We start from the raw sequence: 18,255 nt of genomic DNA on the forward strand, positions 1-18,255 counted from the left end.
AGCTAATTGTTTGTTTTTATAACAAATCCCGGCCGCCTCTGTGCGGAAATTATCTAATTTTAGCGCGCTCCCAGCCCATGTCTAGGCATAATGGCGGATAGTTTGTGGCACAATGGCCGATGACAGATTTTAAATTAAGATTAAAATTATAATTAGTTACGGGGATAAATTCTTACTTTTGAGATTTTCTATTTACAAAAGCAACATAAATTCAGGTGCTTGTTTTCGGTACCGGCTACAGATATGCTCAAAGCATTCATATTTATTGATACAGGAAGGCATCTTTTTAAAATCAGGAACTCCAGCAAATGAAAATTACGTATCAATTGATTTTGGCATCTTTGACTGCTGCTATTTTTGGGGTTGAATGTTGCATTGATTCAATAAAATTGTCGGCAATTACAGGGAGTACAACCGACAATCGCGGTGTGGAAGCAATTTTGGTGGAGCCTGAGAAACTTAGCTATTTGGGAGCGTCATCTCGCCCCACTACTTCGGCAACCGCCGACTTATTTGTAGATAATTTATCCCAAAGAGAATCGGTACATCCACCGAGCAACAATTTTATACACTCTTCGGAAAATTATCAAAAGGAGCGTAGTTTTAGTCTGGAAATAATCTGTTATTATCTGGCTTTTATTTTTGTAGCAATCTCGTTATTAATCAGGACGAACACAGTAAGTATCTTATCCAAGGCGATGGGGAAATCTCCCTCTGAAACAGAGAAAGAAAAGCTACCAGAAGCCGAAAAAGTGTTGCGTCCAAAAAAAGAACAAGATATCGGAGATACTATTGCCAACATGACCCAAGATTTGCAGCAAACTGCGGAATACGCCCTCGATATTTGCGAGGAAATGAGCGTCTCGATCGTTGCTACAACTCCCGGCGGTCATATCCTGTCGTCAAACCAAGCTACCTGTCAACTTTTAGGATACTCTAAAAAAGAGTTGTTAGGCAAACAAATAGCTGGACTTTTCAAAGAAACTGAATCACCGGCTGCCGGATTAGAATCAGCAAAATTAACAGCCGAAGGTTCTGTCCGCAACGTGGAAAAAGTCTACCTTTCCAAACAGGGTAAAAGAATAATTGTACTGCTTTCTATTTCAACTATTCGCGACGGCAAAGGCGACGTGAGCGGCAAGTTGTATGTAGCACAAGATATTACCGATAGCAAGCGGGCTGAAAGAGATTTGCGGCGCAGTGAAAAAAAGTTTCGGCAACTGGTAGAAACTGTTAATGCTGCTGCATTTATCTATCAGCGCCGACAGTTGCGCTATGTCAATTCTCAGACAGAAGCTTTAACTGGATATACTCGCGAAGAATTGCTAGGATTGGATTTATACGATTTTATTCATCCAGATTTTCGATCGACAGTTAAGCAATGGGGTAAATCCCGCCAGCCGCGAGACAGTGCAGGCTCAAAATATGAAGTTAGAATTATCACGAAAACCGGAGACACACGCTGGATTGAAGCCACTGTTGATATTATCAAATTTGAGAGAAAAGCGTCAATATTAGTCACAGCTTTTGACATTAGCGATCGCAAATTAGCAGAGTTAGAACTAGAAACATCTCTTTCTTTGCTTCAAGCAACCATTGAATCTACTGCTGACGGCATTCTGGCGGTGGACGGCGGCGGAAAAGTTGTCAGCTTTAACCGCAAGTTTGCCCAAATGTGGCAGTTGCCAGATTTTCTGCTAGATTCGAGAGATAGCAACCAAATTTTGGGGTTTGGAATCAGCCAGTTAAAATACCCGGAAATCTTTCTCAACCGTGCTAAAGAATTGTCCGATATCCCCGCAGCAGAAAGTTTCGATATTATCGAGTTTAAAGATGGCAGAATTATCGAACGCTACTCGCTACCGCAGCAGACGGGAGGCAAAATTACTGGTCGAGTGTTCAGCTTTCGAGATGTGACGGAACGATGGCAATCTGAAGAAAAACTCCGCAAAAGTGAAGAACGCTTTCACCTGCTGACGCGGGCAACAAATGATGCAGTTTGGGATTTAAATTTGTCAAGAAATGAGTATTGGTTGAGCGAAGAGTTTGAAAAAGTTTTTGGATACAAACTCAACGAAACTCAGACGATAGAATTAGAATCGTGGTGGCTAAATGTTCATCCCGAAGAACGGGAAAGAGTTAAGTCTAGCTTCAACGAAACAATGAATTCAGATGCTCAATGTTGGTCGGAGGAATACAGCTTTCGCCGCGCAGATGGGGGATATGTTTTTGTGCTCGATCGCGGTTACATCATCCGCAATGCCAGCGGTGAAGCTGTGCGGGCGATTGGCACTATGATGGACATCACTCAGCGCAAGCAAGCTGAAGAAATTATTCGCTATCAAGCTGTTTACGACCAACTGACTGGTTTGCCGAACCGGATACTGTTTAACGATCGCCTGTTGGCGTCATTAATACAAGCTAAAAAAAATAAAAAAATGCTGGCTGTGATGTTTTTAGACTTAGACAGGTTCAAAAAGATTAATGATACACTAGGTCACGCTGCGGGCGATCGCCTGTTAGAAGGTTTTGCCGGACGCATCAGCGACACTTTGCGATCGACGGATACGGTAGCCCGCTGGGGAGGCGACGAATTTACCGTGCTGATTCCCGAAATCAATTGCTTGGAAGATGCAGTTAAAACAGCTCAAAGAATACTCGACAATTTAAAGCCAGCATTTAAACTAGAAGGACAGCCGTTTCACATCAGCAGCAGCATCGGCATTGCCGTTTATCCCAACGACGGCGAAGATGCCGAAACTTTAGTCAAAAATGCCGATGCTGCCTTGTACCGCGCGAAAGAAAGGGGAAGAAATAATTATCAATTATACACTGCAACAATTAATCCCGAAGGCAGCCAGTTGCTAAATATAGAAAACAGGTTGCACGAGGCTCTAGAACGCGGAGAATTTGAGATTTTTTACCAGCCAAAAGTCAACATTACTACTTGGAAAATCCAGGGGATGGAAGCCCTGCTGCGCTGGCAGCATCCAGAATTAGGTTTAGTTTCTCCGGCGACATTTGTTCCGATCGCCGAAGAGAACGGATTAATTGTCCCTATTGGCGAATGGGTGCTGCAAACTGCCTGCGCTCAAAATAAAGCTTGGCAGGATGCTTTGCAACCCGATCTGCGGGTAGCAGTCAATTTTTCGGCGCGGCAGTTCCAGCAATTTAATTTAGTGCAAATGGTGGCGAACTGTTTGGAAAAAACGGGTTTAGCACCGAAGTATTTAGAGTTAGAAATTACTGAGACTACAGCTATGCAAGATGTGGATTATACCACAAAAGTTCTGAGAGATTTGCAGAGTATGGGAGTGCAGATTGCGCTGGACGATTTCGGCACGGGTTATTGTTCTCTAAATTATCTCAAAAAGTTTCCCTTGAATATCTTAAAAATAGACAAATCTTTTGTCAGCGAACTGACGACGGATCCGTGCGAACGGGCGATCGCGAATGCTGTAGCGACGCTGGGGCGAGATTTGAACTTGAGCGTGGTGGCTGAAGGAGTAGAAACTAAAGAGCAGTTGGATTGTTTGCGATCGCTCCACTGTCACGAAATTCAGGGCCACTATTTTAGCAAGGCGCTCTCGGCTGGGGATGCGAGCAAACTGTTGGTAAATTCTCTGTTGAGGAAAGTGAAAATTGCATGATACTTATCGGTGAGGGCGATCGTGCTTTAAGATCCAAAAAGCTCTCAAAACAGTTGATTCAAAGGAGAGTGTCATGATTCAAATCAACCAGCGAAAACTTACTTTCCAGGAATACCTCAGCTATGAATATAATTACGAGCCCACAATCTAGAAGCATACTTATTGACAGCTAGATTAAGAAGTATGCTTCTACTCATGCACAACAAAAGGCGGTCGGGCGGGCAGGTTCTTGGGTGTTTAGCTTGCTAAAACCGCCTTAACAATAGTGTCTGCTATACAAAAATTGGCTCAATTCATCTAAGTCCTGTTTCATCCCGACAGAGTTGCCCTAAAACAAAAGTGAATGCAGGAAGTCGAATTTGTATGCCACCTTCCACAACATGGAATTCTCCACCAGACGTGGCAATCAGCCGATCGACTCCGCAGAACTCACCATAGCAATTCGGGATCTCTAAAGCTTTCTCAAATACTGGTTTTGATCCAAGGTTCATAGCCACAAAGAGCGGCCGATCAAAAGCCGGATCGTGAATGAGTACACACCACACACCATTATTCCTAGAGCATAATAAAGTGCGGACTCCATTCTGAATGAGTCTGTTTTGAAATCTAATTTCTGCCAACTGTCGAATCAATACAAAGGTTGGGTGGGTTTGGCTGTAGGGAGCGAAAGATTTTCGGTTAATCAAACCAAACTGCCAAACACATGCAGGGTTATCAAACATATCTTCCCCCACGTAGCAATCATGGCCAATCCACTCTCCTGTATCCTCTCGTTGATGCTTCCCTAGTGCTCCACAAAACTCCTGTTCCGTTCCTTGATAGATAGAAGGTATTTGAGGTCCTAGAATCAAGCAAGCTAGAGCAAAGTGGAGACGGACTCGAACATCGTCTTGGTGTGCTAGACGACTCAAAAACTCATGGAAGATTCTAGTTGTGTCTTGGTTATCCAAGAACATAATATTGTTCTTCCAACCAGCATGATATGCCTGTGGTGGAGCAAGAAAACCACAAAAATACTCTGCTAAACCCCCTAACCAATTGCCATCACCAAAAGAGTGCTTGACGTTATAATACGTTGGGTAGTCTATCTGATTAGAAAATTTCGCACCATTATATGCAGTTAATTCTTCGTGAGTGCTTCCAGCGTGTTCGGCTATCTGAAGAAACTGCTTTTTCCCCAGGTAGGTAGTGTACCTTGATATCTCTTCAACGCAAGGCTTCCAGAAGTCCAGACCAATGTGACGTGCCGAATCGTATCGAAAGCCATCAATGTCCGTTTCCGCAATCCAATACTTGAGATGATCGATCGGCAGATTTTGAACGTAGCTTGTCTCTGTTCGCCAATCTTCCAAGAAGCCAAATAGTCTTTGATTCACCATATCGGTGTATTCAGGACCGTGGAAAAGTGAAGTGTTCTGTACTTCTATTGGCAGGGTAAGAGCATCTCAATCAGCCTTGACAAAAGGATTTGAGAAGAAGCATCATGTATTCATCATTCATTGCAGCCCGTTTTCTTTTCTGTCGCAAGCTACGCTTGAGAGTAGTTTCTTGATTTACAGCATTCAGGGACATCCGTCTGATAACAGCCAAGTTTCGAGGGCTATTCAAGGACCGAATGCGAGAGCGATATTCATTGAAAGTGACATCTAAAACCCAATGTTCTTGATTTTCAATACTCCAACGTTGACGAATGACGCGACCATTCCGCTTTAGCATCTACGGGTAAGGAACTTAGGTAAAATTGTACTTCATGAGTGGTTTTGTTCCACAGATAACGGAAACGTTCTACTATAACAATAGTCAGAATAATATCTGTCCAGTCTTCTTGTTTGTAAATCCCCCCTAAAGCCCCCACTGGAACCGCCCAAACTTTTCTAGTTTCGATTCGATGATGTATGTGCTTTTTCCCTTCGGGAATCTTCACTCACTTCAATTCCCCCAAATTGGTTGGCTCTGGCTGTTTCAAACCAGGTTTTGACTTGTTTGTAAAGAGTTGGATGATTCTTTTTCAGAGTAACTACACAATCAGCTTTTTTTTGACGAATCAGCCGTACAATCTCGGTTTGAGTACCCATCGCATCCATCGTAATAATCGCTCCGGTGACATCGATTAATTCCAATAGGGCTGGGATAGCTGTGATTTCATTGGAATGGTTTTCAACTTTAACTTGTCCAAGTACCAACCGATTTTCACTCGCCCACGCCGTCACTAAATGTAAATTCTTTTCCCCTGTTTTTCGGTCATAAGAACCTCGGATACTTTTTCCATCAATCGGGATAACTTGTTGGACAACTGGCCCAATTAATTGTTTAACCCCTTCAGTCAACTTCTGTTCTAAAACTTTCGGGTCTACCTTTTCAAAAACTCGTCGGAAGGTATCATCGCTCGGGATACCATTTGGTAAGTCTAAAAATTTTTGCAACCATTGCTGCTTACTGATTCCATAATTTTCCATGTCTTCCCACCCATCACCTCCAGCTATTGTAGATAATATAGCAATGACGAGAATATAGCGGTTCTCAAAAAAGTGAGGTATGCGCGGCTCCGGCCTATTCCCTATTCCCAGTCATACCTCCTATGAGAGCTCGAAAGGCTATATCTTTCAGTAAGTGACGTTTGGTTCGGTTCACTCTCGGGTCGGGTATGTCATCAAAATAACTTGATAAGCTTCCTTGTAACTCTTGCATAGAGATAGGTGAGGGCTTCTTCAGTAGTTTAGACCTTGGCCGGGCGGGCAAGAATCCTTTATCCATTGAGTTTTACCGCTTGATGACTTAGTTTTTAAGGCCTTATAAAATTGCTAATACGTAAATACCACATTTTTTATATTTGTCTTTTTGTCAAGTACAATTTATACTAAATTAGATGAGCTTACCCTGCACCCTTTTACCAAACGTTCCTGCCCAAATGCTATTAACTCTGTGAGTTCAACATAAACCACAGAGCGATCGCGCTAAGTGATAGCCTCTGCATCTTTGGTAGAACGGATTGTGCAGCAATTACTTGTCTTGTCTTTCTATTATACGATCGGCTCTCCCGGATGTTTGGCGTTAAAAGTAGCTGCTGATACAAATTTTCTGGAGTGTGAAGGCCAAAAACCTTGATGCAGACAGATTATAAGCTTGCGTTACCACCACAATTAGGGGAGAGCCATAGGATCTAGCTGCGTAACAGCTTATTGTCAGATTAGTTAAGTCTGCTCTTGCTTTGACTCGGTAGATTGAGCTGGCTCTGTATTCTGCTCCCTTGCCCGTGTCTCATCTGGTTTTTGGATTTGCTTGAGATGAATCTCATTCACCTGATTGATAAAGTTTTCTATTGCCATTTTTCCCATTTGTTGATTTTGGGCTTCGTCGGCTACATCATAGCAACAATAAGCCGGAGTCACTCCTAATATAAATTTCTCTTGTTCCGCTTCTAACAATTCCACAGTCGTGTTAGCAGAAATCCAATTCTCCTGAAAAGGAAAGGAGGTAACTATACTAGCGACTATCGAGGCGACAGCGGGACAAATTACGGGCAGCCACTTGAGCAACGTTTGACCTGGTTCCAATTTGTCTACCAGTACTAAAATTGGTGTGACTCCCGATAAAATAACGGTTGCCAATTGGAAAATATAGTAAATATTTCTCGAAGTCTCTCTAGTCTTTTTATAGTCGTCAATCAACTCCTGACAATATCGTAAAGCCTTTACTCTTGCGGGAGTTATCAGATTGTTATCCGAAGAATTCTTCTGGTTCAACAGATAAGTATATAATTCAGCTTTTTTTCCGAACTCTAACTGATTAGCACGATTCCTCGATTTCTGAGCCAATTGTCTATTGGTCAGGAACAGAAAAATAAAACTAGAGAGAAAAACAGATCCCCAGATAAGGATAAGTTGATTGTCTGGAAAAACTCTGGTAAGGATGCACACACCCACAAAAGCAGCTAGGGATAAATACTCAAAAATTTTCAGGAAGGATAACATTTGTGAACTTGATGAGTCGGATAAATTTTCAACATAGGAAATCTCGTTCGGGTTTTTCTGTGCAGAAGTAGTCATTGGCTTGTAGTTAATTTGGCGATCGGATACAAGTTTAGCTTATTGGGGTTGGTACTCTAGTCCTACCTAAACAGCCAGGGTAAACGAGGAGGGAGGATAGAACCGTCTAAGCGTTATCTAGTGTCTTTGTGTAAGTCAGGCAAGTATTTTACCATGCAAGTCAAGCTCCCAATCAAACACGCGGGCGGCGGACACTGGATTTTTCGGTGTCAAGGCATTGAGAAATCTCATCGGGAAGTGCGAAAAGCGGTTTTATACCATTTTTCTTTCATATCCGATAGAGATAAAGGACGACAAGATGTTGTAATTATCTGCTTTCGCTAGGTCGCAAAAGTCTGTCATAACTTTAAAAAAATGGTATTAAGGGCGATCGCCCTGACTCAGCCGCCACAGAAGTTAAGGTAACAGCCGATCGCCCGATCGACTTAAAACTTAAAATAGTGTGCAGAATAACGGACTTGTGACAAAAGACAGAGGAAAATATCGCTACCCCAACACAAATGCTTTGTCTATGCAGCCAATTCGCACATTTAACGTTTCCCCGTCTCTGCCGGCAATTCTCGAACCCCTACGCAAGCTTGCCTACAACTTGCACTGGGACTGGAACGTCGATACCAAAGACCTCTTCCGCCGCCTCGATCGAGACCTGTGGGACTCCAGCAACCAAAACCCGGTGCTGATGCTGGGAACCATTTCTCAAGAGCGACTGCAAGAAATGGCAGAAGACGAAGGCTTCATTGCTCAAATGAACCGAGCAGCCCAGCAGTTAGACGATTATCTCAAAAATCGCGCCTGGTACCGCAAACAGCGCGGCACCGATCGCCAGGAATGCTACGCTTACTTTTCGATGGAATTCGGCTTAGTGAAAGCCCTACCCATCTATTCCGGCGGTTTGGGCGTGCTCGCGGGCGACCACCTGAAATCTGCTAGCGACTTGGGCTTGCCCTTGGCTGGCGTAGGCTTGCTGTATCAAGAAGGCTATTTTTCGCAATATCTCAACGCCGACGGCTGGCAGCAAGAACGCTATCCGCTGAACGATTTCTACAATATGCCGCTGCATCTAGAACGCAATCCCGACGGTTCGGAATTGCGGATTGAGGTGGACTATCCCGGCCGCAAGGTATACGCCCGGATTTGGCGGGTACAGGTGGGAACGGTTCCTCTGTACTTGATGGATACAAATATTGAACCTAACAGCCGCTACGACCAAGATATTACCGACCAACTCTACGGCGGTGACAAAACTCTGCGGATGCACCAAGAAATCATGCTGGGCATCGGCGGCGTGAAAATGCTCAAGGCGCTGGGCTTGACTGTTACGGCTTATCACATGAATGAAGGCCACGCGGCTTTCATGGCTTTGGAACGCATACGGATGCTGATGGAGGAACATCACCTGAGTTTCTTGGAAGCGGAACAGGTGGTGATTTCCAGCAGTATGTTTACGACTCACACGCCTGTACCTGCTGGGTTTGACTTGTTCGAGCCGGATATGGTGATGCACTATCTGGGTCAGTATCCCAAGATGTTTGGCTTGTCGCAAAATGAGTTCCTGGCATTGGGCCGGGAGGATACTAAAGATTTGTCTGCACCTCTGAATATGGCAATTTTGGCAATTAAAATGTCGAGTTTTGTCAACGGGGTGGCGGCTTTGCACGGTGTGGTGTCGCGCCCGATGTTCCAAGGGTTGTGGCCGGGTTTGCCTGAAGAAGAGGTGCCGATTACTTCGATTACGAACGGGGTTCACGCTCGCAGTTGTGTGGCGAAGTCTACTCAGGAGTTGTACGATCGCTACCTCGGCCCGGATTGGGAAATGACTCGCAAGGACGATCGACTGTGGGACAGGATGTCGTCGATTCCTGATGAGGAATTGTGGCGGAATCACGAGCGCTGTCGATCGGAGTTGGTAGTATTTGCGCGGGAATGGTTGCAAAAGACTCTGCGCGAGCGCGGTGCTGCTCAAACGGAAATCGAGCACGCGCGGGAGGCTCTCGATCCGAAGGTATTGACGATCGGGTTTGCGCGACGTTTTGCTACTTACAAGCGGGCGACATTATTCTTGCGCGATGTCGATCGCATTATGCGGATCATGCGGGACAAAAACCGCCCGGTGCAGTTTGTGATTGCTGGGAAAGCTCACCCGATGGATATTCCGGGTAAGGAATTGATTCGGGATATCGTTCACTTTATCCGCGAGCACGAAACTATCAGTTCGATGGTGTTTCTGCCGAATTACGACATTAACGTGGCTCGGATGATGGTATCCGGTTGCGATGTGTGGCTGAATACGCCGCGCCGCCCCCGCGAGGCTTCGGGTACTTCCGGGATGAAAGCTTCGATGAATGGTTTGCCAAACCTCAGTATTCTTGACGGTTGGTGGGATGAGGCGGATTATGTTCGTACCGGTTGGCCGATCGGACACGGCGAGTTTTACGAAGATACAAAGTATCAGGATGAAGTCGAGGCGAATGCTTTGTACGACTTGATGGAAAAGGAAGTTGTACCGCTGTTTTACAACCGGGATGCTGATGGAATTCCTCGCGGTTGGACGGCGAAAATGAAGGATTCTATTGCTTTGAACTGTCCTTTCTTCAATACGGCTCGGATGGTGAAGGATTACGCGCGGCGGGCTTATTTCCCGGTGAGCGATCGCTATCACACCATGACGAACGACGGATGCGCTCCGGCGAAGGAGTTGTCTCAATGGAAGAAGCACCTTCTCGGGAAGTGGCAGGATATTAAGATTGAGGCTGTTGATATTTCCCAGGATAAGGAAGTTAAGGTCAATCAGTCGATCGCTGTTAAATCTCGCATCAATCTAATGGGATTGACGCCTGCGGACGTGCAAGTCGAACTTTATCAAGGTTCGGTTGATGCTAATGGCGAAATTGTCGGCGGCGTGCCGATGGTAATGGAGTATTTGGGAGAAGATCCTCACAATGCTAGCCTGTATACGGCTGACATTACTTATACTTCTAGCGGTTTGCAAGGTTTGTCGCTGCGGGTTTTGCCGAAGCACGACAATCTCAGCAGTCCCTATGAAGTTGGTGTGATTCTTTGGGCACATTAAAGAGTTTTGAGTTGACGAGAATTATTAATTGATAATTCCGAACTCATCATTCATAACAAATCCGGGCGAATAGAATTCGCGGCTACACAAACAAAGCCCGCCTCCGCGGGCTGGAAGAGTGGAGTAATATCAAATTCCGAACAAATCCGGGCGAATGGAATTCGCGTCTACACAAACAAAGCCCGCCTCCGCGGGCTGGAAGAGTGGAGTAATATCAAATTCCGAATGATGATATCTCAGTGCTGTCCTCGTTCGCGAGCAGAGTGCAACCCTCGCGAGAGTAATGACTATCGCGAGGGTATTACTATGTACCCGGTTGTACGATCGCCCAAAACTAAATTGCGCTCGATTCCCCAGTACCACCAGTGAGCGCCGATATAAGCGCACAGCAAGGCATCTAACTGGTCTTCTAAGGCTTTGAGAGTTGCAACACTGGTGGGGATTTCGGGGAGTTTTGAACCGCCACTCACAGGAAAGATGCCTGTGCTACAAGACAGATTTAGAGATGGTTCAAGGCTCGGTAAAATATCTACAATATACTGGCAGAGTTTCATCAATTCTAGTTGACGCTCTGCCAGTTTTCCTTTTTTGTATTTGATGATTCTATCTAATTTAAATAAGTTGATTGTGGCTGGATGGGGAAAGACTTCTATTTGATATCTGCCTAATTTCTTAGCTTCAATAGTTGGTGCGTGGACAAATCCTCGGGCTTCTAAACAAAGGCCGAATTCGACTGTTTTTTGCGCGAAGGGGCGGGAAAGGTTGGCGGGATAGCAGCCTGCGTGGTAGCGGCCGAAGTGTTTGTGGGTGAGTTTGTCTGCTTCGCGCATTCCCGTTGGATTGGCGATGATTGTGGGTGCGTCTACGGCGATGATGGCTGGTTCGGTTGGGGAGATTTGCCGATCGATCCAGGTAAGGATGTCGTTGAGGGATTGTTGGCGATCGCACTCGATCAATTGTAATTGGTTATTTTCCCAATTCAAGCAGCACAAACCGCTGGCGCCTGAACTCCAACCTAAATCGATGCCGATAAATTTCATAGTTGTTTAAAGGGCGATCGCCCAAACTTCTCTCAACTTTTCTCCTGCTTTTCATCCGCTGGCGGGGGCTGTTGTTTCATTTCCTTTTGGCGTTCTCTAGCAGCTTGTTCCAAAACGAATGCTGCCAAGCTGCTGATGGAACGCCGTTCCCGATCTGCCCACTCTTCCAGGATGTCATAGATTCCATCGGCTAAATAGGTCGCTAAGCGTTTGGTCATAAGATATTCACTATTTTTTAGTTTAAACCGATCGTAATTGTGCTGTATCTAGACCATTTTGTCGAATATAGCTCATTTACAGCATTTATATATGCTATATCCATGCTATACTCTCAACAAGTCAAAAGCCAGCGCGATCCCTAGGAAAGTTCTTCGCTGGCTTCTGGCCCCTAATAAACAAGGAGGCAATCTCTATGGTACGGCCTGGAAGCGACGAGAGCGAATATACTCGCGGCTATCAACAAGCTTTGGATGACTTTGGCGTGACGCAACTGCTGTCGCGCATCCGCTGCTACTCGGATGACGATTTTGATGTCGATCGCGCGCAGTTGACTCAGCAGGAGTTGGAAAGCTTGGTGGCGGTGGTAATTGAGCGCGTGGCGGCGAATCTCAAGGGTAGTGCGTAGGCGCAAGCCGGGGCGTAGCCATCGCCCGCTATCTCAACTCTCTGAGAAATGCCAATTCTCCGATTGTTGGTGGCGATCGCAATTATTGGGCGATCGTCCGAATTTTGCCGAATGCTCAGCATTACACAATTGCTCGTTTTTTCAACCGCCAAGATGCGGAGGATCGGCGGAGGGCTTTGTGTCGGTTTATTCCGGGCGGTGTGTTTGAGGTTGTGTGCGATCGGGCTTAATCGATAAATAGAAATCCCGTAGGGTTCACTAAATCCAGATCCCCCTCGCATCCCCCTTCTTAAGGGGGACTTTATATCTCTCACTTGTTGTTGAGTTTTGATCCCCCTCGCATCCCCCTTCTTAAGGGGGACTTTGAATGTTCTTGTCCCCCCCTTCTTAAGGGGGGTTAGGGGGGATCTCGACTATTTTGGCATCCAATCAACCAGCCAGGACTTTATTTCGACAGTTTAGAAGGTGCGGGACTGACTATCAGCAATTGATCGCCGGATTGACTTTGTTGAACCGCAACTACTAAAGGGCGAGCGTTAGGGTCTTTTTGCTGTGCTTTTGTTAAAGCGGGAAACAGATAAATCCAGTTGCCTCTATCTAAAAGCAGTCGCCAAACTATAGGTTCTTTGGAGTTATTGATATGATTAAAGTCTTGCTGGCTCAAATCAGCAAATAAACCTATATCTCCGATAGCTTTAAAGCCTTTACCAACGGATCGAAGGGTTTCATCATCGGGCTTTCTACCTAAAGCAATGTTATCTTGCTTGGCGATTAAAGCGACAGCGGGTAAAGTAGAATTTTCGCCGGCATCGCGTCGGGCATCGGCAATTCCTTGGTGGGAAGCTGACGAGAACAAAACCAGCAATACCCAACTGACGATAATAAGTTCGTCAACGAGCGATCGCAGCAATTTAATCGAGTTATATTTATTGATATTAAATCGCTGCCAAGACTTCAAGAAGCGAAGCAGCAACCATAATCTTCTTGTGCGAGCATAGAAACGCCACCGTCGAGTTCTCCGATTGATTGTAGTAGCAAATTTATGGTTTATACTATTGACTAGCCACAAACTTTGGTAGATTGCAAAGGCTGTCAGCAGAATCGCGATCGCACTTCTGAATATCGTCGGGCCATCAGCTAAAAAAACCTGAAGGGGCACCATAAAAAACGATTCGACTGGTAAATCGAGAGTCGTTACCTGTATCTGAAAAAAGTAAAAATACGACCAGCGATAAATCCAGCCAGTGAAAAATAGGGCGGCACCAAGCAAGCCAACAACACTGGCAAAGTTGCCTAAAATATTCGATTCGGGAGTAGGTTGGGGAGTAGCGGACACGGAATGACCTTCAAGGGATGTGAAGTATAATTTTATAACGGTAGCGGGTTAACGCTTACCCTTGAAGGGGGTTTAGGGGGACTATGAAATACAAAACACTTTCTTTTCTAGTTGTAGCACTTTTTACAGTAACGGCGAGTATGGCTGCACGAGTTAATGCCACCAGTCAGGATGTCCAGAAACCAAATTTGCCATCTGTACAAGCACAGGCTAACGCCAGCCAGCCCATACCCGTCGCCTTGCCCATAAAGGCAAAAATTGAGATGAAAGGGGGCGGCATAAGAGACGGTAGAGTTGTACAGATTGATGAGAAAGGGCAAAAATTATGGATACAGGGAGAAACGGAAAAGCGATCGCTCCCGTTGAGTCAAATTGAGAAAATCGTGTTTACCAAAGGTGCAGTGGTTTATCGTACTAATGGGGTGCAGTTTATTCGGGGCGAGATCCCACCAGCGACTAGCACTCAAGCTAAATGGAATGGAATTCCCATCAGTGCTTTTGAGCTGAAGGATGCTGCTCAAGGTCAAGCTGTGGTGAAATTGGGGCCACCTGTGGTGAGTCGAGGGCAATTGCGGGGGATTTTGGGAGTTGCAAAAGATCGGCAATTTGTTGTTGATGAAATGCAGTTTGATGTGCAGAAAAAGACGATGACAATTGCAGCAACTCCGTATTGAGTTCGTCGCGGGGCCAGAAACCGGGTTTTTTTACGAAAATATTTCGTGCAGCGCGCAGATTCGCTAAAAAACCCGGTTTATTTGGTCGGAGTGCGTCCAGGAGTGTAGAATTAAAATCCCAACTCTCTTTACTAAAACCGATGGAAACCATCAATCTTAAAGAAGAAGTCCGCAGCATAATCGATAAACTGCCTGAAAACTTTACTTGGTCTGACCTGATATGTGCAATTTATCTCAGACAAAGGATGCAATCTCAAACAATTCACATTCAAGGCATCAAACCAGAAGTTGAACCAGAAACTTTAGATGAAGTTGCAGAATCTTCGCCTAAACGCAGCATATTTGGGAGCGATCGCGAACTAATTACAACTTCTGATGATTTTGACGAGCCGCTGGAGTTATTGCCATCGCCGCTGGTCGCTCGCTTGCTTGAAAAAACTAAAGAATTGACTAAAGTATCCGCAGAACTATCTGAAATTATTGCTAAGATTGAGAAAGAACGCCAGATTGATGAACCTCATAATTTTTGGGAAGCAATCCAAAATTTTCGTCAAAAAAACAATCTAGAAGCAGCAGGAATTGAGGCAGAAGTTTTTGAGGGACTCAGAGATTCAGCACCAGGGCGCGAGGTTGTTTTGTGAATTTGCAATTTTTATTAGATACTAAGTTTGATGCCTATTCTATTAATTTAATTTGTAAACTATGAAAAAGATGAAACGATTTATCAGCAGTGTTTTGATTTTGGGTGTGTGTTTGACTCCTCTGACTGTGCCGCTGATGGTTCAACCTAGTTGGGGGCAAAGTCAAAATTTACAGGTTGAAGAATTACAGAGACTTATACAGCAAGCAAAGCAACAGGAAGAACAAGGGCAACTGCGACAGGCAATAGAAACATGGCAGCAGGTTCTAGCTCTTGCACGACAATTTAAAATCAAAAAAATTGAAGCTGTAGCACTTAATCGCATTGGTCTATCGTACGCTGAAATTTCCCAACCGCAAGAAGCTTTGAAATACTATAACCAAGCTTTACCAATTACACAGTCACTCGGCAATCGTGCAGAGGAAGCTATTACTTTGAATAATATTGGTGGAGTGTACTTCAGAATTTCTAAACCAGAAGAAGCTTTGAAATACTTGAACCAAGCTTTAATAATTATGCGCTCAGTGGGCAATCGCTATGGGGAAGCTGGTAATTTGAATAATATTGGTGCAGTTTACGACATGATCTCCCAACCGTACGAAGCATTAAAATACTATAGCCAAGCTTTATCAATTATGCGGTCAGTGCGCGATCGCGCAGGCGTTGCTACTACTTTGAATAATATTGGTAGAGTGTACGAGAGCATTTCCCAAGCGCAACAAGCATTGGAATACTTGTACCAAGCTTTACCAATTATGCGAGAAGTGGGGGATCGTGCGGGGGAAGCTACTACTTTGAATAATATTGGTGCAGTTTACGATAGAATCTCTAAACCACAAGAAGCATTAAAATACTATAACCAAGCTTTAACAATTATGCGGGCAATTGGCTATAGGTCGGGAGAAGCTGCTACTTTGAGTAATATTGGTGGTGTATATGACAGTATCTCCCAACCGCAACAAGCATTGGAATACTTGAACCAAGCTTTACCAATTAGGCAGGAAGTAGACGATCGCTTAGGAGAAGCTGCTACTTTGAATAATATTGGTTTAGTCTACAATAGAAACTCTCAACCGCAAGAAGCATTGAAATACTATAATCGAGCTTTACCAATTATGCGGGAAGTGAGAGATCGCACGGGGGAAGCTACTACTTTAAATAACCTTGGTACAGTGTACGAAAACATTTCGCAACCGCAACAAGCATTAAAATACCACAACCAAGCTTTACCAATTAGGCGGGAAGTCGGCGATCTCGCGGGGGAATCTGCTACTTTGAATAATATTGGTTTAGTGTACCATAGTATTTCCCAACCGCAAGAAGCTTTGAAATACTATGACCAAGCTTTAGTAATTACGCGGAAAGTGGGCGATCGTGCAGGCATTGCTACTACTTTGAATAATATTGGTTTTGCCTACCGAGATATAAAGCAACCGACTCAAGCGATCGACAATTGGGAGAAATCCGTCCAAATCACCTTAGAAATGCGAAGTGGTTTACAGCGAGAAAATCGCCAAAAGTTTTTAGAAGGTGAAAGCGGAAGAGCGATCGCCCTCACATCCCTACTCATCGACGAAAACCAAGCCGATCGCGCTTTCCAATGGGTCAACATCGCCACCACAGCCGATCTCGCCGACTACACCCGCCTCATCAACGCCAAAGTAGCCAACCCCCAAGCACAAACATCCATTGACGAGTGGAATCAAAAAAATCAACAACTCCAATACCTCCGCCGCCAACTCCAAGACAAATTCTCAGAAAATCTCTCCCGACAAATGCGGGAATTAGAAACAGAAGTCAACCGCAAAGCAGAAGAAATCTCCCGTCAATTCCCAGAAGTCGCCGAGCTCTTTGAAAGCACACCCAAAGACATCGCCCAACTGAAAGCAAGTATCCCGCCCGATACCGTTGTCATTCAACCCGTCTTGCTCACAAATGTCAAAAATCTCCCCAATACGATCGCCCTATTTGTCTTGACAAAAGACAGTTTAAGTGTTAAAAAAATTCCTATTAATCCCGCAGAATTAGACAAACTCCTCACTCAATACCGCGAACAACTGCAAAATACAGGCGACACTAACTTCACCGTTACAGGTGGTAAACTCTACGAAATCCTGATTCGTCCGATCGAAGACCAAATTAAAGCTACTTCCGCCAAACAATTGAGCATCATCGCTACGGGTAAACTGCGCTACATCCCCTTTGAAACGCTGTATGACGAAAAAACTGATGAATTCCTCATTCAGAAATATCCCGTCAACTATCTCACCCGCATTTCAACTAGACCTATTCCCGATTCGACATTACAAAGCGGCATCTTAGCATTAGGAAATCCCGTCACCCGCAATCCCTATAATTTACCAAATTCGCCCGAGGAAGTTCAAAATATTACCAAATTGTTTCCCAGCAGTTTATCCTATATCGGTAATACTGCTACCCTCGACCAATTCAAAACCCAAGCACCCCGCTTTCCCTTTTTGCACCTAGCAACTCACGGATGTTTTCAACCCGAAGGCTGCTGCTTGCTTAACTCTCCAAATTGTAGGAAACCCGACAGACTGGATTTACAGCCGAATACTATCCTTTTTGCCGATCGCGAATTCAATATTGCCGATGCCGCCTTATTAGGATTGCAAAACACCAGACTCCTCACCTTAAGTGCGTGTCAAACTGCTTTGCAAGCGAATTCCAACGGCGAAGAAATATCTGGAATTGCCTATGTTTTTGAGCGTGCGGGTGCGAAAGCTGTGATGGCGAGTCTTTGGAATGTTGATGATAAAACTACTAAAGAATTGATGGTTGCATTTTATCAAAATATTAATAAAGGGATGAGTAAAGGGGAAGCATTGCGGCAAGCTAAATTGAGTCTAATCAAACGCAATTTCCTTCCTTTTTATTGGTCGCCATTTATTTTGATTGGTGATGCGAGGTAGAATATCGGGCGGTTGAACACCCGGCGGTTGAAACCGCGTCGATACAAACAAAACCCGGATGGTGCGCGGACTGAAGAGTAGAGAGTTGAAATTACATTATCTTCTTCAGTCCGCGGAGGCGAACTTCCTTTGTGTAGATGCGGTTTCAACCGCCGTCTTATCTATAAATCTTATATTTGCCATCCAAAAAATCCGATCGCACAACGAATCGCCCAAACCGGCCCAACCAAATTTATACGCG

13 protein-coding genes and 1 pseudogene are annotated in these 18,255 nt (G+C 44.8%); 8 read left to right on the top strand and 6 right to left on the bottom strand.

The window, feature by feature from the left end:
- Positions 1-308: 308 nt before the first annotated feature.
- Positions 309-3,650 (top strand): EAL domain-containing protein, encoded by a 3,342-nt coding sequence (locus tag JGK39_RS03305; protein WP_293295761.1) that lies wholly within the window; start codon positions 309-311, stop codon positions 3,648-3,650.
- Between the two features lie 293 nt (positions 3,651-3,943).
- Here the strand turns inward: JGK39_RS03305 and JGK39_RS03310 are convergent, their stop codons facing one another.
- Positions 3,944-5,029: an alpha-amylase family glycosyl hydrolase gene (locus JGK39_RS03310; RefSeq protein WP_366048615.1), complete on the bottom strand. Its 1,086-nt coding sequence runs from the start codon at positions 5,027-5,029 to the stop codon at positions 3,944-3,946.
- A gap of 70 nt (positions 5,030-5,099) precedes the next feature.
- Positions 5,100-6,404, bottom strand: a pseudogene (locus JGK39_RS03315) (ISAs1 family transposase).
- A gap of 204 nt (positions 6,405-6,608) precedes the next feature.
- On the opposite strand from JGK39_RS03315, the gene JGK39_RS03320 reads away from it, so the two are divergent.
- Positions 6,609-6,755, top strand: coding sequence for a hypothetical protein (locus tag JGK39_RS03320; protein ID WP_293246240.1), 147 nt, complete (start codon positions 6,609-6,611; stop codon positions 6,753-6,755).
- Positions 6,756-6,841: 86 nt separating this feature from the next.
- On the opposite strand, the gene JGK39_RS03325 is transcribed toward JGK39_RS03320, so the two are convergent.
- Positions 6,842-7,696: a DUF4231 domain-containing protein gene (locus tag JGK39_RS03325; RefSeq protein ID WP_293302183.1), complete on the bottom strand. Its 855-nt coding sequence runs from the start codon at positions 7,694-7,696 to the stop codon at positions 6,842-6,844.
- Between the two features lie 511 nt (positions 7,697-8,207).
- On the opposite strand from JGK39_RS03325, the gene glgP reads away from it, so the two are divergent.
- Positions 8,208-10,766: an alpha-glucan family phosphorylase gene (glgP, locus tag JGK39_RS03330; RefSeq protein ID WP_293295789.1), complete on the top strand. Its 2,559-nt coding sequence runs from the start codon at positions 8,208-8,210 to the stop codon at positions 10,764-10,766.
- A 287-nt stretch (positions 10,767-11,053) separates the two neighbouring features.
- On the opposite strand, the gene JGK39_RS03335 is transcribed toward glgP, so the two are convergent.
- Together JGK39_RS03335 and JGK39_RS03340 are read right to left on the bottom strand one after the other, a co-directional pair.
- On the bottom strand, positions 11,054-11,806 hold the full coding sequence (locus tag JGK39_RS03335) for a DUF429 domain-containing protein (RefSeq protein ID WP_293246224.1): 753 nt from the start codon (positions 11,804-11,806) through the stop codon (positions 11,054-11,056).
- Between the two features lie 32 nt (positions 11,807-11,838).
- Entirely contained in the window at positions 11,839-12,024 is a 186-nt protein-coding gene (locus tag JGK39_RS03340; protein WP_293246221.1) for a hypothetical protein, read from the bottom strand.
- 194 nt (positions 12,025-12,218) lie between these two features.
- Between JGK39_RS03340 and JGK39_RS03345 the strand changes: the two genes are divergently transcribed.
- Both JGK39_RS03345 and JGK39_RS03350 read left to right on the top strand, forming a co-directional pair.
- Positions 12,219-12,431 carry a hypothetical protein gene (locus JGK39_RS03345; protein WP_293295763.1) on the top strand — a complete coding sequence of 71 codons (213 nt, stop codon included), beginning with the start codon at positions 12,219-12,221 and terminating at the stop codon, positions 12,429-12,431.
- A gap of 48 nt (positions 12,432-12,479) precedes the next feature.
- A complete protein-coding gene (locus JGK39_RS03350) occupies positions 12,480-12,668 on the top strand; it encodes a hypothetical protein (RefSeq protein ID WP_293295765.1) in 189 nt (62 codons plus the stop codon).
- 208 nt (positions 12,669-12,876) lie between these two features.
- Here JGK39_RS03350 and JGK39_RS03355 read toward each other — a convergent pair whose 3' ends face one another.
- Entirely contained in the window at positions 12,877-13,767 is an 891-nt protein-coding gene (locus tag JGK39_RS03355) for a hypothetical protein (RefSeq protein ID WP_293295767.1), read from the bottom strand.
- A gap of 83 nt (positions 13,768-13,850) precedes the next feature.
- Between JGK39_RS03355 and JGK39_RS03360 the strand changes: the two genes are divergently transcribed.
- The 3 genes from JGK39_RS03360 (at position 13,851) to JGK39_RS03370 (ending at position 18,014) form a co-directional block, all read left to right on the top strand.
- On the top strand, positions 13,851-14,441 hold the full coding sequence (locus JGK39_RS03360) for a hypothetical protein (protein ID WP_293295769.1): 591 nt from the start codon (positions 13,851-13,853) through the stop codon (positions 14,439-14,441).
- A 140-nt stretch (positions 14,442-14,581) separates the two neighbouring features.
- On the top strand, positions 14,582-15,082 hold the full coding sequence (locus JGK39_RS03365) for a hypothetical protein (RefSeq protein WP_293295771.1): 501 nt from the start codon (positions 14,582-14,584) through the stop codon (positions 15,080-15,082).
- Positions 15,083-15,152: 70 nt separating this feature from the next.
- Positions 15,153-18,014, top strand: coding sequence for a tetratricopeptide repeat protein (locus JGK39_RS03370; RefSeq protein WP_293295773.1), 2,862 nt, complete (start codon positions 15,153-15,155; stop codon positions 18,012-18,014).
- Positions 18,015-18,255: the final 241 nt, after the last annotated feature.

It is taken from the genome of Microcoleus sp. PH2017_12_PCY_D_A, assembly GCF_020738565.1.
Taxonomy (GTDB): Bacteria; Cyanobacteriota; Cyanobacteriia; order Cyanobacteriales; family Microcoleaceae; genus Microcoleus.

Coding starts and splice junctions, on each gene's coding strand:
- JGK39_RS03305 (WP_293295761.1), top strand. CDS start 309: ATGAAAATTACGTATCAATTGATTTTGGCATCTTTGACTGCTGCTATT.
- JGK39_RS03310 (WP_366048615.1), bottom strand. CDS start 5,029: ATGGTGAATCAAAGACTATTTGGCTTCTTGGAAGATTGGCGAACAGAG.
- JGK39_RS03325 (WP_293302183.1), bottom strand. CDS start 7,696: ATGACTACTTCTGCACAGAAAAACCCGAACGAGATTTCCTATGTTGAA.
- glgP (WP_293295789.1), top strand. CDS start 8,208: ATGCAGCCAATTCGCACATTTAACGTTTCCCCGTCTCTGCCGGCAATT.
- JGK39_RS03335 (WP_293246224.1), bottom strand. CDS start 11,806: ATGAAATTTATCGGCATCGATTTAGGTTGGAGTTCAGGCGCCAGCGGT.
- JGK39_RS03340 (WP_293246221.1), bottom strand. CDS start 12,024: ATGACCAAACGCTTAGCGACCTATTTAGCCGATGGAATCTATGACATC.
- JGK39_RS03345 (WP_293295763.1), top strand. CDS start 12,219: ATGGTACGGCCTGGAAGCGACGAGAGCGAATATACTCGCGGCTATCAA.
- JGK39_RS03350 (WP_293295765.1), top strand. CDS start 12,480: ATGCCAATTCTCCGATTGTTGGTGGCGATCGCAATTATTGGGCGATCG.
- JGK39_RS03360 (WP_293295769.1), top strand. CDS start 13,851: ATGAAATACAAAACACTTTCTTTTCTAGTTGTAGCACTTTTTACAGTA.
- JGK39_RS03365 (WP_293295771.1), top strand. CDS start 14,582: ATGGAAACCATCAATCTTAAAGAAGAAGTCCGCAGCATAATCGATAAA.
- JGK39_RS03370 (WP_293295773.1), top strand. CDS start 15,153: ATGAAACGATTTATCAGCAGTGTTTTGATTTTGGGTGTGTGTTTGACT.